This window comes from Streptomyces flavofungini (genome assembly GCF_030388665.1).
GTDB lineage: Bacteria > Actinomycetota > Actinomycetes > Streptomycetales > Streptomycetaceae > Streptomyces > Streptomyces flavofungini_A.
Window position 1 is genome coordinate 1,494,720 of the sequence record NZ_CP128846.1, and the last position, 22,083, is coordinate 1,516,802.

At 73.1% G+C, this 22,083-nt stretch carries 20 protein-coding genes; 9 read left to right on the forward strand and 11 right to left on the reverse strand.

Annotated features, from left to right (window positions below):
* Positions 1-88: 88 nt before the first annotated feature.
* The 5 genes from QUY26_RS05765 to QUY26_RS05785 form a co-directional block, all read right to left on the reverse strand.
* Positions 89-934 carry a glycosyltransferase family 2 protein gene (locus tag QUY26_RS05765; protein ID WP_289955500.1) on the reverse strand — a complete coding sequence of 282 codons (846 nt, stop codon included), beginning with the start codon at positions 932-934 and terminating at the stop codon, positions 89-91.
* A gap of 71 nt (positions 935-1,005) precedes the next feature.
* Positions 1,006-1,785: a CDP-alcohol phosphatidyltransferase family protein gene (locus tag QUY26_RS05770; protein WP_289944027.1), complete on the reverse strand. Its 780-nt coding sequence runs from the start codon at positions 1,783-1,785 to the stop codon at positions 1,006-1,008.
* Entirely contained in the window at positions 1,763-2,827 is a 1,065-nt protein-coding gene (locus QUY26_RS05775) for an iron-containing alcohol dehydrogenase family protein (protein WP_289944028.1), read from the reverse strand. The genes QUY26_RS05770 and QUY26_RS05775 overlap by 23 nt, the downstream gene beginning before the upstream one ends.
* Positions 2,815-3,567 carry a phosphocholine cytidylyltransferase family protein gene (locus tag QUY26_RS05780; protein WP_289944029.1) on the reverse strand — a complete coding sequence of 251 codons (753 nt, stop codon included), beginning with the start codon at positions 3,565-3,567 and terminating at the stop codon, positions 2,815-2,817. Before QUY26_RS05780 ends, QUY26_RS05775 begins: the two co-directional genes overlap by 13 nt.
* A complete protein-coding gene (locus tag QUY26_RS05785) occupies positions 3,564-5,429 on the reverse strand; it encodes a DUF5941 domain-containing protein (protein ID WP_289955502.1) in 1,866 nt (621 codons plus the stop codon). The genes QUY26_RS05780 and QUY26_RS05785 overlap by 4 nt, the downstream gene beginning before the upstream one ends.
* A 255-nt stretch (positions 5,430-5,684) precedes the next feature.
* Here QUY26_RS05785 and galE point away from each other — a divergent pair, with 255 nt between their 5' ends.
* From galE to idi, 4 genes are all read left to right on the forward strand, one after another.
* Positions 5,685-6,665: a UDP-glucose 4-epimerase GalE gene (gene galE, locus QUY26_RS05790; protein WP_289944030.1), complete on the forward strand. Its 981-nt coding sequence runs from the start codon at positions 5,685-5,687 to the stop codon at positions 6,663-6,665.
* Positions 6,666-6,856: 191 nt separating this feature from the next.
* On the forward strand, positions 6,857-7,789 hold the full coding sequence (locus QUY26_RS05795; RefSeq protein WP_289944031.1) for a cation diffusion facilitator family transporter: 933 nt from the start codon (positions 6,857-6,859) through the stop codon (positions 7,787-7,789).
* A 289-nt stretch (positions 7,790-8,078) separates the two neighbouring features.
* Positions 8,079-9,347 (forward strand): bifunctional class I SAM-dependent methyltransferase/N-acetyltransferase, encoded by a 1,269-nt coding sequence (locus tag QUY26_RS05800; RefSeq protein WP_289944032.1) that lies wholly within the window; start codon positions 8,079-8,081, stop codon positions 9,345-9,347.
* Positions 9,348-9,504: 157 nt separating this feature from the next.
* Positions 9,505-10,098, forward strand: coding sequence for an isopentenyl-diphosphate Delta-isomerase (gene idi / locus QUY26_RS05805; protein WP_289944033.1), 594 nt, complete (start codon positions 9,505-9,507; stop codon positions 10,096-10,098).
* 23 nt (positions 10,099-10,121) lie between these two features.
* Here the strand turns inward: idi and QUY26_RS05810 are convergent, their stop codons facing one another.
* Complete coding sequence (locus tag QUY26_RS05810) at positions 10,122-10,634, reverse strand: ATP-binding protein (RefSeq protein ID WP_436840272.1); 513 nt, start codon at positions 10,632-10,634, stop codon at positions 10,122-10,124.
* Between the two features lie 93 nt (positions 10,635-10,727).
* Positions 10,728-11,435 carry an HdeD family acid-resistance protein gene (locus tag QUY26_RS05815; protein ID WP_289944034.1) on the reverse strand — a complete coding sequence of 236 codons (708 nt, stop codon included), beginning with the start codon at positions 11,433-11,435 and terminating at the stop codon, positions 10,728-10,730.
* Between the two features lie 74 nt (positions 11,436-11,509).
* Here QUY26_RS05815 and QUY26_RS05820 point away from each other — a divergent pair, with 74 nt between their 5' ends.
* Positions 11,510-12,325 (forward strand): enoyl-CoA hydratase/isomerase family protein, encoded by an 816-nt coding sequence (locus QUY26_RS05820; protein WP_289944035.1) that lies wholly within the window; start codon positions 11,510-11,512, stop codon positions 12,323-12,325.
* Here QUY26_RS05820 and QUY26_RS05825 read toward each other — a convergent pair.
* Both QUY26_RS05825 and QUY26_RS05830 read right to left on the reverse strand, forming a co-directional pair.
* On the reverse strand, positions 12,300-12,947 hold the full coding sequence (locus QUY26_RS05825; RefSeq protein WP_289944036.1) for a DJ-1/PfpI family protein: 648 nt from the start codon (positions 12,945-12,947) through the stop codon (positions 12,300-12,302). The genes QUY26_RS05820 and QUY26_RS05825 overlap by 26 nt on opposite strands.
* Positions 12,948-13,027: 80 nt before the next feature.
* Positions 13,028-14,017, reverse strand: a complete 990-nt coding sequence (locus QUY26_RS05830) for a GlxA family transcriptional regulator (RefSeq protein ID WP_289944037.1) — start codon at positions 14,015-14,017, stop codon at positions 13,028-13,030.
* A gap of 162 nt (positions 14,018-14,179) precedes the next feature.
* Here QUY26_RS05830 and QUY26_RS05835 point away from each other — a divergent pair, with 162 nt between their 5' ends.
* The 3 genes from QUY26_RS05835 (at position 14,180) to QUY26_RS05845 (ending at position 17,831) form a co-directional block, all read left to right on the forward strand.
* On the forward strand, positions 14,180-15,073 hold the full coding sequence (locus tag QUY26_RS05835) for an SCO6745 family protein (RefSeq protein WP_289944038.1): 894 nt from the start codon (positions 14,180-14,182) through the stop codon (positions 15,071-15,073).
* Positions 15,074-15,174: 101 nt separating this feature from the next.
* Complete coding sequence (locus QUY26_RS05840; RefSeq protein ID WP_289944039.1) at positions 15,175-15,318, forward strand: LPFR motif small protein; 144 nt, start codon at positions 15,175-15,177, stop codon at positions 15,316-15,318.
* Positions 15,319-15,428: 110 nt separating this feature from the next.
* Positions 15,429-17,831 carry a Tex family protein gene (locus QUY26_RS05845; RefSeq protein ID WP_289944040.1) on the forward strand — a complete coding sequence of 801 codons (2,403 nt, stop codon included), beginning with the start codon at positions 15,429-15,431 and terminating at the stop codon, positions 17,829-17,831.
* A gap of 407 nt (positions 17,832-18,238) precedes the next feature.
* On the opposite strand, the gene QUY26_RS05850 is transcribed toward QUY26_RS05845, so the two are convergent.
* Positions 18,239-19,882: an ABC-F family ATP-binding cassette domain-containing protein gene (locus QUY26_RS05850; protein WP_289944041.1), complete on the reverse strand. Its 1,644-nt coding sequence runs from the start codon at positions 19,880-19,882 to the stop codon at positions 18,239-18,241.
* 52 nt (positions 19,883-19,934) lie between these two features.
* Positions 19,935-20,984 carry an oxidoreductase gene (locus tag QUY26_RS05855; protein ID WP_289944042.1) on the reverse strand — a complete coding sequence of 350 codons (1,050 nt, stop codon included), beginning with the start codon at positions 20,982-20,984 and terminating at the stop codon, positions 19,935-19,937.
* A gap of 66 nt (positions 20,985-21,050) precedes the next feature.
* Between QUY26_RS05855 and QUY26_RS05860 the strand changes: the two genes are divergently transcribed.
* Entirely contained in the window at positions 21,051-22,016 is a 966-nt protein-coding gene (locus QUY26_RS05860) for an FAD-dependent oxidoreductase (RefSeq protein ID WP_289944043.1), read from the forward strand.
* The last annotated feature ends 67 nt before the right edge of the window (positions 22,017-22,083 follow it).

Genomic DNA, 22,083 nt, shown 5'->3' on the forward strand with positions numbered 1-22,083 from the left:
TTTCGTCTTCAGATGCACGGCCGGTCGGGCGTAGGCGTGGGGGGCCAGGGACCGGAATACGGCCCGAATGTTCTCAGACCCGAGCTTGTCAGATCACAGGAGGTCGGCCCAGCCTGGTCAGGCGCCACACCGTACGCCACTTCATGGGGCGCCGGGGTCCGCTCGGGCTGGTCCAGCCCTCCTTGAAACCGCCGAACCAGGCCTTCAGGGCGGGCCGCGAGGGGCGCCGGGCGAGGGTGAGCAGGAGCCAGACGCCGAGGTACACGGGCACCAGTGGGGCGGGCAGGTTGCGGCGGGCCAGCCAGACCCGGTTGCGGGCCACCATGCGGTGGTAGACCGCGTGCCGGGAGGGGGCCGTGGTGGGGTGGAAGAGCACCATGTCGGCGCGGTAGTCGATCATCCAGCCCGCGTCCAGGGCACGCCAGGCGAGGTCCGTCTCCTCGTGGGCGTAGAAGAAGGCGTCGGGCAGGCCGCCGACCTCCTTCAGGACCGCGGTGCGCACGGCGTTGGCGCCGCCGAGGAACGTCGTCACGCGGGAGGAGCGCATCGGGTCCGAGGCGCGCAGACGCGGTACGTGACGGCGCTGGGTGACCCCGGTGTCGGGGTCGGCGATGCGGAAGCTGATGATGCCGAGCTCGGGGTCCGCCGCGAAGGCCGCGCGGCACAGCTCGGCGGTGTCGGTGTGCGCGAGCAGCCCGTCGTCGTCGAGGAAGAGCAGGATGTCGACGTCGGTGCCGCCAGGACCGAAGGCCTCGATGCCCACGTTGCGCCCGCCCGGGATGCCCAGGTTCTCGGGCAGTTCCATGGTGCGCACGCCCTCGGGCACGTCCGGCACGGGGGCGCCGTTGCCGACGACGACCACCTCGACCCGGTCGCCGTCCTGCTTGGCGACCGAGTCGAGCAGGGCGCGCAGCTCCTGCGGGCGGTTGCCCATGGTGATGACGACCGCGCCGACCTTGAGCGGCGCGGCCGGCGTCCCCGGTGTGCCGGAGGGGCTCGGTGTGCTCACTTCAGCCTGCTCGACGCGAGGATGGACACGAGGTGCAGCAGGGTCTGCAGGAGCGCGATGCCGGCCAGGACCGCGACCCCGAGGCGCGAGAAGAACAGGTCGCCCCTGATCTGGTCCACGACCGCGATGACCAGGATCAGCAGCGAGGCCTCGATGCCGAGGATGAGGCGGTGGAACTTCAGCGCGGCGGCGGCCTTGCGGGCCAGGGCCACACCGGAGGCGCGCGGCTCGGACGCCGACTCCTGCACCGGCGCCATGCCCTGCTGGTGCCGGGCGACGGCGACGAGGTCGGTCTCCGCCTTGATCAGGATCGCGCCGAGGGCGGCCAGGGTGCCGAGGAAGGCCCACAGCCAGTCGATCCGGCCCGATCCCCACAGGTCGGCGGCGCGCAGGCCGAAGCCGACCAGGACGGCCGCGTCGCACAGGTAGGCGCCGACCCGGTCCAGGTACACCCCGGACATCGAGTACTGCTTGCGCCAGCGGGCGATCTCGCCGTCGACGCAGTCGAGCAGCAGATAGAGCTGGACCGCGACCACGGCGAGCACGGCGCCCCAGATGCCCGGCACGAGCAGGGCCGGGGCGGCGAGGACGCCCGCGACGGTCATCAGGTAGGTCAGCTGATTGGGCGTGATCCTGGTGTTCACCAGGTAGCGGTCGCAGCGCAGCGAGATCTCCCGCATGTACATGCGTCCCGCCCAGTGCTCACCGCTGCGCCGGTCCTTCACCCCCGCGGGGTGAACGACGGGCCGGAGTTCAGCTACCGATGGCCTTGGCATAGTCGGCGTATGCGTCCTTGATCTGGTCGGTGTTCAGATTGAGGTGCTCGAGGATCGTGTAGCGGCCCGGCCGGGTCTGCGGGGCGTACTCGACGACCTGGACGAACTCGTCCACGGTGAAGCCGATCTCCTCCGGCAGGACCGGCAGGCCGTGGCGGCGCAGGACCTCCGCCATGTACGCCGACTCCTCGCGGGCACCGCGCAGGTGCATCGCGAAGGCGGCGCCGAGCCCGCACTGCTCGCCGTGGCTCGCGGCGCGCTTGGGGAAGAGCAGGTCGAAGGCGTGGTTGATCTCGTGGCAGGCGCCGGACGCCGGGCGGGAGTCGCCCGAGACGGACATGGCGATGCCGGTGAGGACCAGGCCTTCGGCGAGTACCTGGAGGAAGCCGTCGTCGCCGACGCCGCCGGGGTGGCGCAGGACCGCCTCACCGGCCTGGCGGGCCATCGCGGCGGCCAGGCCGTCGATGTCCTCGCCGCGCTCGCGGGCGGCGAGCTCCCAGTCCCGGACCGCGGAGATGTTGGACAGGGCGTCGCCGATGCCGGAGCGGACGAAGCGGACCGGGGCCTCGCGGATGACGTCGAGGTCGATGACGACCGCGATCGGGTTCGGCACGCCGTAGGAGCCGCGGCCCGCGTCGTTGTCGAGGGTCGCGACGGGCGAGCACAGGCCGTCGTGCGACAGGTTCGTCGCGACGGCGACCAGCGGCAGGCCGACGCGCGCCGCGGCGAACTTGGCGCAGTCGATGATCTTGCCGCCGCCGAGGCCGACGACCGCGTCGTAGCGGCCCTTCTTCATGGCGTCGGCGAGCTTGATGGCGTCATCGAGGGTGCCGCCGCCCACCTCGAACCATTCCGCGCTCGGCAGCGACGGCGCGAGCCGCTTGCGCAGCACGGCGCCGGAGCCGCCGCTGATGGCGATGGCGAGCTTGCCGGTCGACGAGCAGATCCGCTGGTCGGCGAGGACACCGGCCAGGTCGTTCAACGCCCCCGGCCGGATGTCCACGACGACCGGCGAGGGGATGAGCCTCGTCAGTACTGGCACGCGATCTCACGTCCCTTGGCGAGGTCGTCGTGGTTGTCGATCTCGACCCACTTGACGTCGCCGATCGGCGCCACATCGATCTTGAAGCCGCGGTTGACGAGCTCCTGGTAGCCGTCCTCGTAGTAGAGGTCGGGGTCGCGCTCGAAGGTGGTCTTCAGCGCGTCGGCGAGCTCGTCGGCCGCCTCGCCCTCGATGAGGGTGACGCCGATGTACTCGCCGGTGGCCGTGGCCGGGTCCATCAGCTTGGTGATCTTCTGGACGCCCTTCTCGGGGTCCACGACGACCTTCATCTCCTCGTCGGCGAGGTTCTTCACCGTGTCGAGGGCGAGGATGATCTTCTTGCCGTCGCCGCGGGCGGCGAGCAGCGTCTTCTCGACGGAGACCGGGTGCACGGTGTCACCGTTGGCGAGGATCACCGAGTGCTTGATCGAGTCGCGGCCGCACCACAGGGAGTAGGCGTTGTTCCACTCCTCGGCCTTGTCGTTGTCGATGAGGGTGATCTTGAGGCCGTACTTCGCCTCGAGGGCCTCCTTGCGCGCGTAGACGGCCTCCTTGCGGTAGCCGACGATGATCGCGACGTCGGACAGGCCGATCTCGGCGAAGTTCTTCAGGGTGAGGTCGAGGATCGCCAGCTCGTTCTCGGTTCCCTCGCCCACCACGGGCACCAGCGCCTTGGGCAGCGTTTCGGTGTAGGGGCGCAGACGCCGGCCGGCGCCGGCGGCCAGGACGAGGCCGATCATGCGGGTTCTCCTTCATCGTGTACGGCGGGTGCGCCACGCTTGTGAGCGGTCACCCAGAAGTGGATGCTCTCGATGAGCACCACGAGTGCCACGGCCACGGCGAGCGCCGTGAGCGCGACGGTGAAATCTGTGTTTGTCAGCAGGGCGGCGAGCACGGTGACCGCGAACGTCCTGCCTTCGTGCCCGCCGATCGCCCGCACCAGCCAGCGCGGGGGCGCGCCGACACCGCGAATGCGGTACACGGTGTCGTAGTGATGGTAGGCGACCGCGGCCACCAGGCCGAAAGCCGCGGGAAGGCTCCCGTTCACGTCGGCTTTGGCGGCCAGTACCAGAACGGTGACGTACTCGGCGGCCCGGAAGAGCGGGGGAACCAGCCAGTCGAGGCGCCCCTTGAGCTGCGGGACGACGGCGAGGCCCGAGGTGGCCGCGTAGACGGCGGCACCGATCACGGGCCAGGCGCTGCCGTAGGGGCTGAGGGCGGCCGCGCAGACGACGGCGGCGGCGCCGACGAGGGCGAGCAGCGGCGCGAGGGGCAGCGGCCGCCGGCGCAGCGCGGCGAACGCCGAGGCGACGGTGCCGCTGTCGGCGAGGTCGGCGAGGGCCTGGGCGGCGCGGTCGGTGCGGGGGGCCTTGCGCAGCGAGCGCAGGACGCGGCCGGCCGTGGTGTAGCAGGCGGCGAGGCCGCAGCCGATCAGGAGCACGACGAAGGTGATGCGCGGCGTGGTGACGGCGGTGAGGACGGCGATGAGGGCCCAGCGCTCACCGATGGGCAGCACGATCATCCGGCGCACCCAGACCGTCCAGCCGACGCCGTCGAGCTTGCCGGAGAGCGCCGCGGTGGGGCTGGTGTTGACGGCGGCCTTGCCCGCCTCGTCGACGTTGCCCTCGTTGAAGGAGAAGTCCACGACGTGCCGACAGGTCTGCAGGATCATCGCGCCGAGCGCGAGCGCCCATACGTCATCACTGCCCCCGCCGCGGGCGGCGCCGAGGGCGAGGCCCGCGTAGTACGCGTACTCCTTGGCACGGTCGAACGTCGCGTCGAGCCAGGCGCCGAGCGTGGAGTACTGCAGGGAGTAGCGGGCGAGCTGGCCGTCCGTGCAGTCGAGGACGAAGGAGAACAGGAGCAGCAGTCCGGCGGCGACGAAGCCGCCGCGGGTGCCGGTCGCCGCGCAGCCCGCCGCGATCACCGCGACCAGCAGGGAGGCGGTGGTGACCTGGTTCGGGGTGAGGCCGCGGCGCGCACACCAGCGGGCCAGGTAGCGCGAGTAGGGGCTGATGCAGTACGTCGTGAAGAAGCCGTCGCGGGCCTTCACCGCGCCGCGCAGGCGCACGGCCTCGTCGTCGACGGCGGCGACGGCCTGGCGCGCGGTGTTGCGGGCCTCGGGGTCGACGGGCAGGGCCGCGACGAGGGTGCCGAGTTCGGGCCGGTGCACGTCGGTGCCGGAGGCTTCGACGGCGGCGGCGACGCGGTCGGGCAGGGCGTCGGAGGCGAGCGCCACGCTCGCGCGGGCGCCGTCGGCCTGCGCCTCGGGGGCGCGGGCCTCGGGGGCGGCCCCAACTGCCGTACGCAGCGCGGCCGTCAGCTCCCGGCGCGCCCCCGCCTGCGCGGTCACGGCGCCGGGCACGGCCGACACCGGGAAGCGCGGGTCGGTCAGGCCGAGCCGCAGGGCGTGGACGTGGCCGACGAAGCGGCTGTCGACGAGGGCGACGCGCTCGCCGGCGGGCAGGTCACGCAGCAGGGCCTCGAGCTCTTCCGGGGACGCGGCCTCGGGGGCGGTCCGCACGTCGAAGCCCAGGGACCGCAGATCGCCTTCGAGCGGCGAACCGGGCACCGGCCGGCCGGTGAGGATGGCGGTCGACAGACGAACTCACTCCTTGATTCCCGGCGCGGCTCGCGCGGGCACGTGCGTGACGGGGGCACCCGGGCAGCGGGGCGGCCGGGCGGCATGTCGGCAGAGGCTATCGGATGAATGGAAGCGGGCGTTCACCGCCCGTTCACGCCCCGATCAGCGCGGTCTGCGTGGTTCTCGACCGCCGCGATCATCATGGTCGAAAGCGGCCCGCGGCCACAAACCGCGGGGTCCACAACCGTCCAAGCCAGCCTAAGGTGGACGCCCATGACATGGATGATCACAGGTGGAGCGGGATATATCGGGGCGCATGTGGCGCGGGTCATGGCCGGGGCGGGTGAGCGGGTCGTCGTCGTGGACGATGCCTCCTCGGGTGTACCGGAGCGGCTGCCCGCGGACATTCCGCTGGTACGGGGCACTTCGCTCGACGGGGCCCTGCTGCGGCGGGTGTTCGCCGAGCACGCGGTGACGGGTGTGGTGCATCTCGCGGCCCGCAAGCAGGTCGGCGAATCGGTCGAGCAGCCGCTGCGCTACTACCGGGAGAACGTCGGGGGCCTCGGCACGCTCCTGGAAGCGGTGGTGGACGCGGGCGTGGAGCGGTTCGTCTTCTCGTCGTCGGCGGCCGTCTACGGCAATCCGCCGGACGCCGACCTGGTCGCGGAGGACACACCCTGCGCCCCGGTGAGCCCCTACGGCGAGACGAAGCTGGCGGGCGAGTGGCTGGTGCGGGCGGCGGGGCGCGCGCACGGCCTGACCACGACGTGCCTGCGCTACTTCAACGTGGCGGGCGCCGCGAGCCCCGAGCTGGCCGACACCGGCGTCTTCAACGTGGTCCCGATGGTCTTCGACCGCCTGACCCGGGGCGAGGCCCCGCGCATCTTCGGCACCGACCACCCCACGCCCGACGGCACCTGCGTGCGCGACTACGTCCACGTCAGCGACCTCGCCGAGGCCCACCTCGCCGCCGCCCGCAGGCCCGCCGAGCCGGGCAGCGATCTCACGGTGAACATCGGCCGCGGCGAGGGAGTTTCCGTACGCGAACTACTCACCGTGATCGCGGAGGTCACCGGGGACCACCGCGAGCCGCTCGTCGAGCCGCGCCGCGCGGGTGACGCGCCGCGCGCCGTGGCGGATGTGCGGCTCGCGGCGAAGGAGCTGGGCTTCGGGGCCCGGCGCGGCGTGCGGGAGATGGCGGAGTCCGCGTGGGCGGGCTGGTGCCTGCGCCACCCGGAGGCCGCGCGCGGCTAGACGCGCCGGGCCCCCGCTCCTCCACCCGTCGCTCGCAGGGCTCTGACCTGCGGAGTGTTTACGCAGGTCAGAGCATATGACAACGGTTCTCAGGAGCGTGTTGCACATACCCCCCACCCGTAGTTGACTGAAGGCCGCGACCGGACCTGGGCGCCGACGCACGACGCCGCACGACGACGGAGGAACGCACCATGGGGGCAGGACACGACCACGGCCACGCGCCGCCCGCCAAGGGCACGGCCACGGCCGCCTACAGGGGTCGTCTGCGCATCGCGCTGTCCATCACGATCACCGTCATGGTGGTCGAGATCGTCGGCGGCATCGTCGCCGACTCCCTCGCACTGATCGCGGATGCGACGCACATGGCGACGGACGCGCTCGGCCTGAGCATGGCGCTGCTCGCCATTCACTTCGCGAACCGCCCGCCGAGCGAGAACCGCACCTTCGGCTACGCCCGCGCCGAGATCCTGGCGGCGCTCGCGAACTGTCTGCTCCTGTTCGGCGTCGGCGGGTACGTCCTGTACGAGGCGGTGCAGCGGTTCGTCACGCCCGCCGAGACCGAGGGCGGCCTCACCATGGTCTTCGGCGTGATCGGCCTGCTGGCCAACCTGGTCTCGCTGGCCCTGTTGATGAGCGGCCAGAAGGACAGCCTCAATGTGCGCGGCGCCTTCCTGGAGGTCCTCGCGGACGCCCTGGGATCGGTCGCGGTGCTCGTCTCGGCCGCCCTCATCCTGCTCACGGGCTGGCAGGCCGCCGACCCCATCGCCTCCCTCGTCATCGGGCTCATGATCGTCCCGCGCACCTGGAAGCTGCTGCGCGAGACGTTGAACGTCCTGCTCGAATCGGCGCCCAAGGGCGTCGACATGGCCGAGGTCCGCGCCCACATGCTGGCCCTGCCCGGCGTGGAGGACGTGCACGACCTGCACGCCTGGACGATCACGTCGGGGATGCCGGTCCTGTCCGCGCACGTGGTCGTCGGCTCCGAGACGCTGACCGCCATCGGCCACGAGAAGATGCTGCACGAACTGCAGCTCTGCCTGGGCGACCACTTCGACGTCGAGCACTGCACGTTCCAGCTGGAGCCGGGCGGCCACGCGGAGCACGAGCCGGGGCTGTGCCACTGACGTACGGCACCTGTCGTCGCGGTGCGCCCCCCCGACGACAGGACGAGCGATCACGGACAGTGCTAGTCTGGCCAAGACCTTGCAAGACGTAACGGAAGCGAAAGAGGTGGGTTGATGACTGTCGCGATTGGCGCTGCCCCGCGCGGCGACATGTCTGTCCCCACCTTCCGGGCCCACGCCTGACCTTCCGTACGTCGCCTCGCGCACGTACGTCGCGTGCGCACCGTTCCGCACGGCGCGCACGCCCTGGTGTCACGGCTGGGCCCCCTCACTCAAGGGTTACTCTCCGTTGACTCAGAACGCGATCACCGACGCCTTCTTCACCCTGCACCACGGCCTGCCGCGGCAGGGCCCCGGCTCCGACGCCACCACCCGGGCCCTGCTCGCCCTCGCCGGCGAGCTGCCCGCCCGTCCGCGCGTGCTCGACCTGGGCTGCGGCCCCGGCCGGTCCGCGCTGCTCCTGGCCGCCGAGGCCGGTGCCGAGGTCACGGCCGTCGATCTGCACGAGCCGTTCCTCGCCGAGCTGCGCGCGGCGGCGGACGCCCGCGGGCTCGCCGACTCCGTGCGCACCCTCCTGGCGGACATGGGCGAACTGCCCTGCCCGGACGGTTCGTTCGATCTGATCTGGGCCGAGAGTTCGGCCTACGCCATCGGCTTCGACACCGCGCTCGACACCTGGCGGCGGCTGCTCGCCCCCGGCGGGACGCTCGTCGTCACCGAGTGCGAGTGGACGACAGCCACCCCGTCCCAGGAGGCGCGCGCCTTCTGGGACCGGCACTATCCGCTGCGCACCGGCGAGGAGAACACCCGCGCGGCACTCGCCGCCGGATACGCGGTGCTCGGCACCGTGTCCCAGCCGGAGTCCGACTGGGACGAGTACTACGGTCCGCTCGGCGCCCGCGCCGACGCGGCCGACCCCGGGGCCCCCGGCATGGCCGAGGCCCTGGCCGCCACCCGCGCCGAGATCGCGATGCGAAGGGAGCACGGGACGGAGTTCGGCTACACCGGCTACGTCCTGCGTCCGGCGGGCGACGGCTGGCGCACCCGGCCCGAGGCGGCGTCCGGCGCCGACCGCGCGGCGGTGCGCGCCGTGAACGCCGCCGCCTTCGGGACGCCCGCCGAGGCCGACCTCGTGGACGCCCTCCGCGAGGACCCCGAGGCCTGGCTCGAAGGGCTCTCGTTCGTCGCCGAGACGGCGGCGGGCGAGGTCGCGGCGCACGCCCTGCTCACCCGCTGCCACGTGGACGGCGCCCCGGCCCTGTGCCTGGCGCCGGTGGCCGTGCTCCCGGCGCACCAGGGAACAGGCGCTGGTTCGGCCGTCGTGCGCGCCGTGCTGCACGCCGCGCGCGCCCGTGGCGAGCAACTGGTCCTGGTGCTCGGGCACCCGGGCTACTATCCGCGGTTCGGGTTCACCCGGGCCTCGGCGTACGGGATCCGGCCAAGTTTCGAGGCGCCGGACGAGGCCGTCATGGCGCTGGTCCTCGATGAGGCCGACACGGACGGTGGGGTGCCGGTTCCGTCCGGCACGATCGTCTATCCGGCGGCCTTCGGGGTCTGATCCCGGCGGCGCCCCGGCCCGCGGCCCGGGGCGCCGCGGCCGAAACCGCGTGTCCCGCCCCCACGGTCGGGGACGGGACATGCGGGGCCCCCGGAGTGCCGGGAGAGCCCCTGTCGTACGGCAGACTTGAGGCCCGAGACCGAAGCGAAGGATGGGTATGCCGATCACACCTGCCACCGCGGCGAACAGCTCGCCGAACGGCACCGGAGAGACAATCCTGCTGGAACTCGTCGACGAGGACGGCAGGACGATCGGCACGGCGGAGAAGCTCGCCGCTCATCAGGCGCCCGGCCAGTTGCACCGGGCGTTCTCCGTCTTCCTCTTCGACGAGCAGGGCAGGCTGCTGCTGCAGCAGCGGGCACTCGGCAAGTACCACTCCCCCGGCGTCTGGTCGAACACCTGCTGCGGACACCCCTACCCGGGCGAGGCGCCGTTCGCGGCCGCCGCCCGGCGCACCTTCGAGGAGCTCGGCGTCTCGCCGTCACTGCTCGCCGAGGCGGGCACCGTGCGCTACAACCACCCGGACCCGGAGTCGGGCCTGGTGGAGCAGGAGTTCAACCACCTCTTCGTGGGCATGGTGCAGGCCGAGCTGCGCCCGGACCCGAGCGAGGTGGGCGACACGGCGTTCGTGACGGCCGCCGAGCTCGCGGAGCGGCACGCGAAGGGGCCGTTCTCCGCGTGGTTCATGACGGTCCTCGACGCGGCGCGGCCCGCGATCAAGGAGCTGACGGGGCCGGGCGCGGGCTGGTAGGTCGCGGGCCCCGCCGCGTCCCGTCAGATCCCGTGAGGTTTCAGGGGCAAGGCCGCCCAGATGACCTTGCCCCCGCTGGCGGTGTACTCGACGTCGCACGCGCCCCCCGCCTCGCGGGTGATCTCGCGCACGAGGAGCAGACCGCGGCCGCCGGTCTGGCCGTAGTCGGCCTCCAGGGCCGTCGGACGGTAGGGATGGTTGTCCTCCACGGAGACCCGCACCCACTCCGCGCCGACCGCCACCTCCACGGCGAGCATCGGCGAGAGCAGCGCCGCGTGCCGTACCGCGTTGGTGACCAGTTCGGAGACGATCAACAGCAGTCCCTGCACCAGTTCGTCCGGTGCCGGCACCCCCTGACGCGCGAGCAGATCGCGCACCGCGTGCCGTGCCTGGGGCACCGAGGCGTCGACGGCGGGGGCGGTGAACCGCCACACGCCCTCGTACGGCACCCCTCCACCTCCCCCGGGGAGCGGGTCCGGCCCTCTCCCGTCGTTCCCCATTGCCCGGTCCCCGCCCTCGCGCTCGGTTGTCACCACACGTCGAGTGTTGGTAACGCGCTGGTCCGTACCGCACTACTGACCAGAAGTCAGCGACTATCGACGGGATTTGATCGCCCTCGCGTGCCGTCGTCAGTTGCGCGACTGCTCCTGCCCTTCTTGTTCCGCCTTCAAGGGTTCTTCAGCTTGTACGGATTGCGGGGTGCCGCCGTCGCCGCCGTCGCGCTCCGAGACCAGGCTGATCAGGCGTCGGCCGCCGACGGCCGTCGCGATCAGGCCGAGGCCGTCGAAGAGCAGCGCGAGGGAGAAGAAGCAGCCGATGACGTACTGGCTGCTGCTCGGCCAGTCGCCGAGCACGAGCACGCCGAGCAGCACGCCGAAGGCACCCTGCAGCAGCGTCACCGCCATCTGCGGCCCGCGCACCACCAGGCTGCCGACGAGCCGGAAGACGCCGCCGGTGAGGAAGAGCAGCGCCGCGAACATCGTCAGCGCCTCCGCGGCCACGTCGGGCCTGCGGATGACGACGACGCCCGCCGCGAGGTTCAGCGCGGCGACCACCACGCCGAGCCAGAAGAAGTTCGAGCCGCGCGACTGCACCGCGTGCAGGAGTGCCACCAGGCCGCCCACCAGGAGCAGCCAGCCGAACAGCAGCATCGAGGTGAGCGTGGCCACGCCGACGTACACGACGCCGATGAGCCCGCCGAGGACGAGGATCGCGCCGAGCACGGCGAGCCAGCCGAAGCTGCGCCGAAGGCGCTCCCCCTCGGGGGTGCCGCCAGTGCTGTCAGCGCTGCCGGTGTCCGCCCGACCTGCTGCTTTGCTTCTTCCGCCGAGAACCATGAGGGCCTCCGTCCGCCGTGCGAAGCCGCCCCTTCTTGATCGTACGTTCGCTGGGTGCGGATAGCATCCGGCGCATGGAGCCGCAGCTGAGGCACGCCGTCGCGGACGGCGTCGCCACCGTCGTCATCGACCATCCGGCCAAGCGCAACGCCATGACGGCGGACATGTGGCGCGCGCTGCCGCCGCTGCTCGCGGAGCTCGCCGCGGACTCCGGCGTGCGGGCACTGGTCCTGACCGGCGCCGGTGACACGTTCTGCGCGGGCGCCGACATCTCCTCGCTGCGCGAGGAACCCGCACGCGCCCAGGAGCTCGCGGTGCGGGCCGAGGAGGCCCTGGCGGCCTTCCCCAAGCCGACGCTCGCCGTGGTGCGCGGGTACTGCGTGGGCGGCGGCTGTCAGCTCGCGGCGGCCTGCGACCTGCGGTTCGCCGACGAGGGCGCGGTGTTCGCGGTCACCCCGGCGAAACTCGGCATCGTCTACCCGGCGTCGACGACGCGCCGCCTGGTGTCGCTCGTGGGGCCCTCGACCGCCAAGTACCTGCTGTTCTCGGGCGAGTCCATCGACACCGGCCGGGCGCTGCGCAGCGGGCTCGTGGACGAGGTCCTGCCCGCGGGTGAACTCCAGGCGCGCGTCGAGGAGTTCACGCGGATCCTGGCCGCGGGCTCGCTGCTCACGCAGGCGGCGGCGAAGGAGTTCGCGTCCCTGGCCGCCGGTCCGGACGGGCCCGGCAGCCCGGGGGCGGGGGCGGCGCGAGAGGCCCACTGGGCGGAGCAGATGCGCGCGAGCGGCGACACCGCCGAGGGTGTCGCCGCCTTCCTGGAGCGCAGGCAGCCGCGCTTCGCCTGGACCCCGCCCGAGGTCCCGGCTACGCGGGCTGCTCCGCTTCGCTGAACCGGCTGCGGTCGCGGAACATCTCGACGAGGTGAGCGGGCGCCTTCTCCGGCGAACCGGCGTCGTAGGGCGGCTGGGGGTCGTACTCCATCATCAGCTGCACGGCCTGGGCGCGCTCGTCGCCTGCGATCCTGCCGACCAGGGCGAGGCCCATGTCGATGCCGGACGACACCCCGGCCGCCGTGACGTACTTCCCGTCGAACACCACCCGCTCCCCGGTCGAGCGCACGCCGACCTTCTCCAGCTCCTCCAGGGCCAGCCAGTGCGATGTGGCCCGGCGGCCCTCGAGGAGCCCGGCGGCGGCGAGGGCGAGCGAGCCCGTGCACACGGACGTCGTCCAGGTGCTGCTCCCGTCGGCCGTGCGCAGCCAGCCGAGCAGCGCCTCGTTCTCCATCTGGTCGCTCTGGCCGGGGCCGCCGGGGACCACCACGATGTCCGGGCTCAGCACCTCGGCGAAGGACTTGTCGGCGACGAGGGCGAGCCGGCCGGTGTCGTCGCGCACGGGTCCGGCCTGCTCGGCGACGAAGACGACCTCCGCGTCCGGGAGTCCGGCGAGCGTCTGGAACGGTCCGATGGCGTCGAGGGCGGTGAAGCGTTCGTAGAGGGCGATGGCGATCTGCATGCGGGCTCTCCTGAGGAAGGCGGGTCGGATGACGGTGTGCGGTGCCGGAAGGTGGGTGACGGAGGTGGGTGACGGGGTGGTCACGCGGGGGCGGTGAGAGGGCTGTGGAAGCGGCGGCGGTATTCGGCCGGTGCCGTGCCGAGGGCCTTGACGAAGGCGCGGCGCATCGCCTCCGGGGTGCCGTAGCCGCAGGCGCGCGAGACCTCCTCGACGCCGTCGGAGGTGTCCTCCAGGAGCCGCCGGGCGTGCTCCACGCGGACCCGGTCGACGTACTTGCCCGGCGTCATGCCGGTCTCCGCCTGGAAGGCGCGGGCGAAGTGCCGGGGCGAGAGCCGGGCGCGCTCCGCCAGTGACTCCACGCTCAGGTCTCCCCCGGGATGCTCGGTGATCCACTGCTGGACCTCGCGCAGCGGCTCACGGCGGGCCGTCTGCACCGCCAGCTGGGCGCTGAACTGCGCCTGGTTGCCCGGACGGCGCAGGAACACGACGAGGTAGCGCGCGATGGTCAGCGCCGTGTCGCGGCCCAGGTCCTCCTCGACGAGGGCGAGCGCCAGATCGATGCCCGCCGTGACGCCCGCGGAGGTCGACACGTGCCCGTCCCGTACGTAGATGGGGTCGGGGTCGACGTCGATCTCCGGGTGGTTCCGGGCGAGGGTGTCGCAGTACGCCCAGTGGGTCGTCGCGCGGCGGCCGTCGAGCAGACCGGCGCGCGCGAGCAGGACGGCCCCGGTACAGACCGAGATCAGCCGCTCGGCGAGCGGGGCGTGCGCCCGCAGCCAGGCGACCAGCGCCTCGTCCTCGTCCCTGGTGCCCGCGCCGCCGGGGACCAGGACCGTGTGCGGGACCGCAGCGCCGTCCCGTCCCGAGTGGTCCGCGAGCCTGGAGTCGGGGACCAGCGTCAGCCCGCTCGACGTCCGCACGGGGGCGCCGTCGAGGGAGGCGGTGCGCACGCGGTACGGCGGCGCGTCCGGGTGGTGGTGGCTCGCGCCCGTGAACACCTCGGCGGGGCCCGTGACGTCGAGGCTCTGGACGCCGTCGAAGAGGACGATCAGGACGGTTCGCTGCTCCATGTCCACGATTCTTGGGGTGCGGCGGGATGGCCGCAATGACGGGCACCCCACCTTTCCTGCCATCCTTTTCTGCCATCGGCGCCCGCCACCGGAGCCCCGGGGAAGCCCGCTCGGCCCCGGGAAACCCTTCACCTCATACCGACCAGTCGGTAACGTGTGGCCATGACCTCTTCGACGACCTCGGCCCCGGTCGGCGCGGCGCTGCACCCGCGCGCGGGACGGCGCTGCCACAACGTGCTCAACGCCCTCCACACCACGCACTACTTCTCCCCGGACGTGGGCCGCGAGCTGGCCGCGCTCGGCATCACCCACCCCAAGGCCGTCAACTTCGCCATCCGGGCGGCGGCGCTGGGAGCCGTGGGCGCGGGCACCGTGACGGCCACGTTCTACAACTACAAGCCCGAGACGGTCGCCCGGTTCGTCCCGGAGATCTGGCGCACCGCCGCGCCCGACGACGTCCTCGCCGCCCGGCTGCGCGGTGTCGACACGACGCTGCGGCGGCTCCTCGGGGACGGGACGGTGGCGTCCCCGGAGATGGCGGAGGCGGCCCGGCTCGCGCTGCGGGCCACGGAGGCGTGCTCGCCCGGCGGCCGCCCGCTGTACGCCGCGCACGCCGCGCTCCCCGTGCCCGACGAGCCGCACCTGGCCTACTGGCACGCGGCGACCCTGCTGCGCGAGCACCGCGGTGACGGCCACCTCGCCGCGCTCCTGGACGCCGAACTCGACCCGGTGGAGGCGCTGGTGACCCACACCGCGACGGGCAAGGGCATGACGCCCGCGTGGAACCTCAACACCCGGGGCTGGACCCGGGAGGACTGGGACGCGGCCGTCGAGCGGATGCGCGGGCGCGGGCTCGTCGACGCCGATGGCGAGCTGACGGAGTCCGGCACGGCCTTGCGCAAGGACATCGAGGAGCGCACCGACCGCCTGGACCGGGGGCCCTACGAACACCTCGGCGCGGCGGACGTGGAGCGGCTCACGGAGCTGGGCACGGTCTTCGCCGGAGCGGCGCTGGAGGCCGGGGCGTTCCCCGCGGACCTGCTCGGCAAGGCCTAGCCCCACCCGGCGCATGGGGCCCCGCCCTCGGGGTACTCGCCCGTCCCACGGCCCCGGTCGCTCCTCCGTGACCCGGGCCGGGGAGACGAAGGGAGTGTCTCGTGTTCCGTGCGATCGCAGATGTGCTGCGCCAGATCGCTGGGGCGATCGCCACCGTGGTCACCCTGCCGTTCCGGGCCCTGGCCCGGCTGTTCGGCGGAGTTTCACGTTCCGGGCGCCGGTCGGGCCGGGCCCGCCGGGTCTGACCCGGCGACCGGCCGGGCCCGGCCGCACCGCCCCCGGGTCTGACTGCCTCGCTGTCGGCGTCACCTGCCACAATTGGCGGGCAACCCCAGCGAGAAGGCGGTACCGGAACGTGACGACCACCCCAGCGTCCATCGAAGGCAGGATCGCCGAGGAACTCGGCGTGCGGGAGCGGCAGGTGAAGGCCGCCGTGGACCTGCTCGACGGCGGGTCGACGGTGCCCTTCATCGCGCGCTACCGCAAGGAAGCCACCGAGATGCTCGACGACGCGCAGCTGCGCACGCTCGAGGAGCGGCTGCGCTATCTGCGGGAGCTGGAGGAGCGGCGCAGCGCCGTCCTCGACTCGGTGCGCGAGCAGGGCAAGCTCACCGACGAGCTGGAGGCCCGCATCCGGGAGGCCGACACGAAGGCCCGCCTGGAGGACATCTATCTGCCGTTCAAGCCGAAGCGGCGGACCAAGGCGCAGATCGCCCGCGAGGCCGGCCTGGAGCCGCTGGCCGAGGGGCTGCTCGGGGACCCGACGGTGGAGCCGCAGGCCGCGGCCGCGGCGTTCGTCGACGCGGACAAGGGCGTCGCCGACCCGCAGGCCGCCCTGGACGGCGCCCGCGCCATTCTCACCGAGCAGTTCTCCGAGGACGCCGACCTCATCGGCGAGCTGCGCGAGCGCATGTGGGTGCGCGGCCGCCTCGTCGCGAAGGTGCGCGACGGCAAGGAGGAGGCGGGCGCGAAGTTCGCCGACTACTTCGACTTCGCCGAGCCGTTCACGGAGCTGCCCTCGCACCGTGTCCTCGCGATGCTGCGCGGGGAGAAGGAGGACGTGCTCGACCTGGTCCTGGAGCCCGAGGAGGCCACCGAGGGCCCGTCCTCGTACGAGGACTCGATCGCCCGGCGCTTCGGCATCGCCGACCGCGGCAGGCCGGCCGACAAGTGGCTGACGGACACGGTGCGCTGGGCCTGGCGGACCCGGGTCCTGGTGCACCTCGGCATCGACCTGCGCCTTCGGCTGCGCACGGCCGCCGAGGACGAGGCGGTGCGGGTGTTCGCCGCGAACCTGCGCGACCTGCTGCTCGCCGCCCCCGCGGGCACGCGCGCGACGCTGGGCCTCGACCCCGGTTTCCGTACGGGCGTGAAGGTCGCCGTCGTCGACGCCACCGGCAAGGTCGTGGCGACGGACACCATCCACCCGCACGTCCCGGCGAACAAGTGGGACCAGTCCCTGGCGACGCTGGCGCGGCTCGCCAAGGAGCACGACGTCGACCTGGTCGCGATCGGCAACGGCACGGCGTCCCGCGAGACGGACAAGCTCGCCGGTGAACTCATCGCCAAGCACCCCGAGTTGAAGCTCACGAAGGTGATGGTGTCCGAGGCGGGCGCTTCGGTGTACTCGGCGTCGGCGTTCGCCTCGCAGGAGCTGCCGGACCTCGACGTGTCGCTGCGCGGCGCGGTGTCGATCGCCCGGCGCCTGCAGGACCCGCTCGCCGAGCTGGTGAAGATCGACCCGAAGTCCATCGGCGTCGGGCAGTACCAGCACGACCTGTCCGAGGTGAAGCTGTCCCGCTCCCTCGACGCGGTCGTCGAGGACTGTGTGAACGGCGTGGGCGTGGACGTGAACACGGCCTCCGCCCCGCTGCTCGCCCGGGTCTCCGGCATCGGCTCCGGCCTCGCCGAGAACATCGTGGCGCACCGCGACGCGAACGGCCCCTTCAAGAGCCGCAAGGGCCTCAAGGACGTGCCGCGGCTCGGCCCGAAGGCCTACGAGCAGTGCGCGGGCTTCCTGCGCATCCGGGGCGGCGACGACCCGCTCGACGCCTCCAGCGTGCACCCCGAGGCGTACCCCGTGGTGCGGCGGATGGCGGGCGCCGCGGGCGGTGCCGTCGGCTCGCTGATCGGTGACACGGCCACGCTGCGGTCCCTGCGGCCCGCCGACTTCGTCGACGACGTGTTCGGTCTGCCGACCGTCACGGACATCCTCAAGGAGCTGGAGAAGCCCGGGCGCGACCCGCGTCCCGCCTTCAAGACGGCGACCTTCAAGGACGGCGTCGAGAAGATCTCCGACCTCGCGCCCGGCATGGTCCTCGAAGGCGTCGTCACGAACGTCGCCGCGTTCGGCGCGTTCGTCGACGTCGGCGTCCACCAGGACGGCCTCGTGCACGTCTCCGCGATGTCCAGGACCTTCGTCAAGGATCCCCGGGACGTGGTGAAGCCGGGCGACATCGTCAAGGTGAAGGTCCTCGACGTCGACGTGCCGCGCAAGCGGATCTCGCTCACGCTGCGCCTCGACGACGAGGCCGCGCAGGACGCGTCCGCGCCCGGCGGCGGCCGCAAGGAGCGCGGCGGGCGTCCCCCGCAGCAGCGCGGCGGCGGCAGGCAGCAGGGCCAGGGCGGCGGCCGGGACCAGGGCGGCCGGGGCGGCAGGTCCAAGGAGCGTCAGCAGCGCCAGGGCCCGCCCCCGGCGAACGACGCGATGGCGGAGGCCCTGCGCCGGGCGGGCCTGGTCGACCCCAAGCAGCGCTGACGTCGCGGGCGCGAGGCGCCCGGAGGACGGGATCACGGTGGCAGCCGCCTCGGGGCTGCCACCGTGAGGGGCCGTCGGGCGGGCGCCGCGAGGCGGCGAGTGCGCGGCAGCCGTGGCCGGCAAGGCACTTGGCGGCGGCAGGCACGACGTCGGCCGTTGGCGACGGACACCTGATGGGCCGCCGGGCGCGGGGCTGATCCCGTACGGCCACCGAGCGGAACGGTCCAAGCGGAGTCGGCACCCGCCGCCCCGCCCGTAGGGGCGCCCCGGCTCCAGGCCGCCCCGCCCTCGGGCAGGCACACCCGTCAAGCCGCCTCAGGTGTCAGGCAGGCCCAGCCGCCGAACCGCCCGAGCCGTCACACGGCCCCACCCGTCGAACCGCCCCAGCCGTCACACGGCCCCACCCCTCAGAGCGACAGCTCCGTCACCTTGCCCTCCGCCACCTCCAGGCGGCGCGTGACGCGGACCGCGTCGAGCATGCGGCGGTCGTGTGTGACGAGGAGGAGCGTGCCGGTGTAGGAGTCGAGGGCGGACTCCAGTTGTTCGATGGCGGGCAGGTCCAGGTGGTTGGTGGGCTCGTCAAGGACCAGGAGGTTCACGCCTCTGCCCTGGAGCAGGGCGAGGGCGGCGCGTGTGCGCTCGCCCGGTGACAGGGTCACCGCGGGGCGCAGCACGTGGTCCGCCTTGAGGCCGAACTTGGCGAGGAGCGTGCGGACGTCCGCCGGGTCGGTGTCGGGCACCGCCGCCCGGAACGCGTCGAGCAGCGACTCCGCGCCGTGGAACAGGGCACGGGCCTGGTCGACCTCGCCCACGACGACACCGGACCCGAGCGCCGCATGCCCCTCGGCCACGGCGGCGCGGCCGAGCAGGGCGGCCAGGAGCGTCGATTTGCCCGAGCCGTTGGCGCCGGTGATGGCGACGCGGTCGGCCCAGTCGAGTTGGAGGTCGACAGGGCCGAGCGCGAAGGACCCGCGCCGCACGACGGCGCCGCGCAGGGTGGCCACGACGGTGCCGGAGCGGGGCGCCGCCGCGATCTCCATGCGCAGCTGCCACTCCTTGCGGGGCTCCTCGACGACGTCCAGGCGCTCGATCATGCGCTGGGTCTGGCGTGCCTTCGCGGCCTGCTTCTCGCTGGCCTCGCTGCGGAACTTGCGGCCGAGCTTGTCGCTGTCGGTGGCCTTGCGGCGGGCGTTCTTCACGCCCTTGTCCATCCAGGTCCGCTGCATCTGGGCGCGGTCCTGGAGGGCGGCGCGCTTGTCGGCGTACTCCTCGTAGTCGTCGCGGGCGTGCCTGCGGGCGACCTCGCGCTCCTCCAGGTACGCCTCGTAGCCGCCGCCGAAGAGGTTGATCTGCTGCTGGGCCAGGTCGAGTTCGAGGACCTTGGTGACCGTGCGGGTCAGGAACTCGCGGTCGTGGCTCACGACGACGGTGCCCGCGCGCAGACCCCGGACGAAGGACTCCAGACGGTCGAGGCCCGCCAGGTCGAGGTCGTTGGTGGGCTCGTCGAGCAGGAACACGTCGTAGCGGGACAGGAGCAGCGAGGCGAGGCCCGCGCGGGCCGCCTGGCCGCCGGAGAGCGCCGTCATCGGCTGGTCGAGGCGCACGCCGAGGCCGAGCGACCCGGTCACCTCCTCGGCGCGTTCTTCCAGGTCGGCACCGCCGAGGGCGAGCCAGCGCTCCAGGCTGAGCGCGTACGCGTCGTCGGCGCCGGGCGCGCCCGCCACGAGGAGTTCGGTGGCCTCGTCCATGGCGGCCTGCGCCGCGGTGACGCCGGTGCGGCGGGCCAGGAACGCCTGGACGGTCTCACCGGGGCGGCGGTCGGGCTCCTGGGGCAGATGGCCGACGCTCGCCGTCGGCGGGGACAGGCCGACGCGTCCGGACTCCGGGGCGTCGAGGCCCGCGAGGAGGCGAAGGAGCGTGGACTTGCCGGCGCCGTTGGCGCCCACCAGGCCGATGACGTCGCCGGGGGCGACGACGAGGTCCAGGCCCTCGAAGAGGGAGCGGTCGCCGTGGCCGGCGGCGAGGTCTTTCGCGACAAGAGTGGCGTTCATCAGGCCCCGAGCCTAATGCGCGGGGGCGGTGCGGAACGCACGGGGCGGCGCGTCAGGGCGCGGCCGCCGACACCAGCACGCTGTCCGGCGTCCGCGCCACCACGTAGCGGGCCCTGTCCGGCAGGGCCACCCGGTGCTCGCCCGGCTCCAGGACCTCGTCGAGGGCTTCGTGGACGCGCGTGCGGAAGAGGCGGTCCTGCCGGTAGACGGTGAGCCGCACCCGGCACCTGGAGGTGACCTCGGTGACCGCGCTGCCGCCGGACACCGCGAGCCGGGCGAGGCGGCGCTGCGCCAGCGGGCTGCGGTCGAGGGCGTACTCGATCTGGGCGACGAGCAGCGGGACGATGGGCGCGAGGCCGTCCACGAACGCCACGTCGACGCCCGCGCCCTCGAACGAAGCCCGCACCGCGTCCCTGGTCCGCGCCGGCACCTCCCGCGCGAACGCCACCGCCCCGTACGTCCGCAGCTCCTCCGCCGGGACCCCCCTCGCGTCCGCCGCGATCTCCGCGCCGATGCCGATGGTGCGCAGGGCCGCCGCGAGCTTCGCGTTCAGCGCCACCCGGGCCCCGATGAGGAGCACCCGCCGCCCGCCCCCGGGGGCGCCTCCGTTCAGCAGCCGCCCCAGCTCCGCCCGGTACTCGTCGCCGCGGAAGCGGAACGGCCCTATGCCGTGGTAGCCGTTGAGCTCCAGGTCGGCGTGGTCGGAGGTCTGCCAGGCGAAGTCGCGCCACACATAGTCGCCGTCGCCGCCGTCGTCACCGTCACCGTCGTCGTCTCCGGCGCGCGTCTGCTCGATCACCGCCGTGACGGCCCCGCACTCCAGGCCCTCGCACTCCGGGCAGCCGTAGATCACGTACCGCCCGTCGAGCAGCGGGGCCTCGGCTTCCAGGAGGAGGCGGCGCACATGGGTCGTGAAGATCGCCGGAGGGATGTCGGACGCCAGCGGGGACACCGCGTCGAGGTCGGCGAGCTGGAACAGCAGCGGGCGGCCGTTCACGATGAAGTCGACGAATTCGCGGTGCACTTGGTAGTCACCGCCTGCGAGAACTCCACCGGCGCGCATCGCCGGTGCCAGGCCGAAGGTCGCATACTCGCCAGACATGCTGTGAGTATCCCCACCCGGTACGGGGTCTGAGCACGGCTTGGGGTATTCCGCTACGTTTCCGGGATGGGTGGGACTGAGAAGGCGGATGTGACGATCGTCGGCGGCGGGGTCATCGGCCTCACCACCGCCGTGGTGCTCGCGGAGGGGGGCAGCCGCGTCCGGGTCTGGACCCGGGACCCGGTCGAGGGCACGACCTCGGCCGTTGCGGGCGGCCTGTGGTGGCCGTACCGCATCGAACCCGAGGCGCTCGTCGGCGAGTGGTCGCTGCGGTCGCTCGCGGTGTACGAGGAGTTGGCGGCCGACGCGGAGCGCACGGGCGTACGCATGGTCGAGGGCGTACACGCCGAGCTCCACTTGGACGGCCTGGGGCCGTGGGCCGCGCGGGTGCGGGGGCTGCGCGCGGCGACGCCCGGGGAGTGCGCGGGCGGCGGACTGTGGGCACGGCTGCCCCTGATCGACATGCCGGTGCACCTGGCGTGGCTGCGGGAGCGGCTGCTCGCGGCGGGCGGCACGGTCGAGGAGCGGACGGTGCGGAGCCTCGACGAGGCGTTCGACGAGACCCCTCGCGTCGTCAACTGTGCGGGGCTCGGCGCCCGGGACCTCGTACCGGGAGACCCGATACGGCCCGTGCGGGGCCAGCTGGTGCTGGTGGAGAACCCCGGGATCCGTACGTGGTTCACGGCCGCTGACGCCGCGTCGGCGACGACGACGTACTTCATGCCGCAGCCGGGGCGGCTCGTGCTCGGTGGGACGGCCGACGACGGCGACTGGTCCCTCAAGCCCGATCCGGCGGTGGCGAAGGACATCGTCGAGCGGTGCGCGCGGGTGCGGCCGGAGATCGCGGCGGCGCGGGTCGTCGGGCACCTGGTGGGGCTGCGGCCCGCGCGTGCCTCGGTGCGCCTGGAGCGGGAGGCGCGGGCGGACGGACGGGTGCTCGTGCACAACTACGGGCACGGTGGGGCCGGGGTGACGGTGGCGTGGGGCTGCGCCGGACAGGCGGCGCGGCTCGTGACGGAAGCCACCGCCTGACGTCGCCGGGAAAGCCGTACCGGCCACGGCGCGGGCGCCGTGGCCGGTACTCGGATGTCAGTGGACC

Bases quoted from the DNA above. Each gene is read 5' to 3' on its own strand.
- QUY26_RS05765 (WP_289955500.1), bottom strand. From the start codon at position 934: ATGGGCAACCGCCCGCAGGAGCTGCGCGCCCTGCTCGACTCGGTCGCC.
- QUY26_RS05770 (WP_289944027.1), bottom strand. From the start codon at position 1,785: ATGCCAAGGCCATCGGTAGCTGAACTCCGGCCCGTCGTTCACCCCGCG.
- QUY26_RS05780 (WP_289944029.1), bottom strand. From the start codon at position 3,567: ATGATCGGCCTCGTCCTGGCCGCCGGCGCCGGCCGGCGTCTGCGCCCC.
- galE (WP_289944030.1), top strand. From the start codon at position 5,685: ATGACATGGATGATCACAGGTGGAGCGGGATATATCGGGGCGCATGTG.
- QUY26_RS05795 (WP_289944031.1), top strand. From the start codon at position 6,857: ATGGGGGCAGGACACGACCACGGCCACGCGCCGCCCGCCAAGGGCACG.
- idi (WP_289944033.1), top strand. From the start codon at position 9,505: ATGCCGATCACACCTGCCACCGCGGCGAACAGCTCGCCGAACGGCACC.
- QUY26_RS05815 (WP_289944034.1), bottom strand. From the start codon at position 11,435: ATGGTTCTCGGCGGAAGAAGCAAAGCAGCAGGTCGGGCGGACACCGGC.
- QUY26_RS05820 (WP_289944035.1), top strand. From the start codon at position 11,510: ATGGAGCCGCAGCTGAGGCACGCCGTCGCGGACGGCGTCGCCACCGTC.
- QUY26_RS05825 (WP_289944036.1), bottom strand. From the start codon at position 12,947: ATGCAGATCGCCATCGCCCTCTACGAACGCTTCACCGCCCTCGACGCC.
- QUY26_RS05830 (WP_289944037.1), bottom strand. From the start codon at position 14,017: ATGGAGCAGCGAACCGTCCTGATCGTCCTCTTCGACGGCGTCCAGAGC.
- QUY26_RS05835 (WP_289944038.1), top strand. From the start codon at position 14,180: ATGACCTCTTCGACGACCTCGGCCCCGGTCGGCGCGGCGCTGCACCCG.
- QUY26_RS05850 (WP_289944041.1), bottom strand. From the start codon at position 19,882: ATGAACGCCACTCTTGTCGCGAAAGACCTCGCCGCCGGCCACGGCGAC.
- QUY26_RS05855 (WP_289944042.1), bottom strand. From the start codon at position 20,984: ATGTCTGGCGAGTATGCGACCTTCGGCCTGGCACCGGCGATGCGCGCC.
- QUY26_RS05860 (WP_289944043.1), top strand. From the start codon at position 21,051: ATGGGTGGGACTGAGAAGGCGGATGTGACGATCGTCGGCGGCGGGGTC.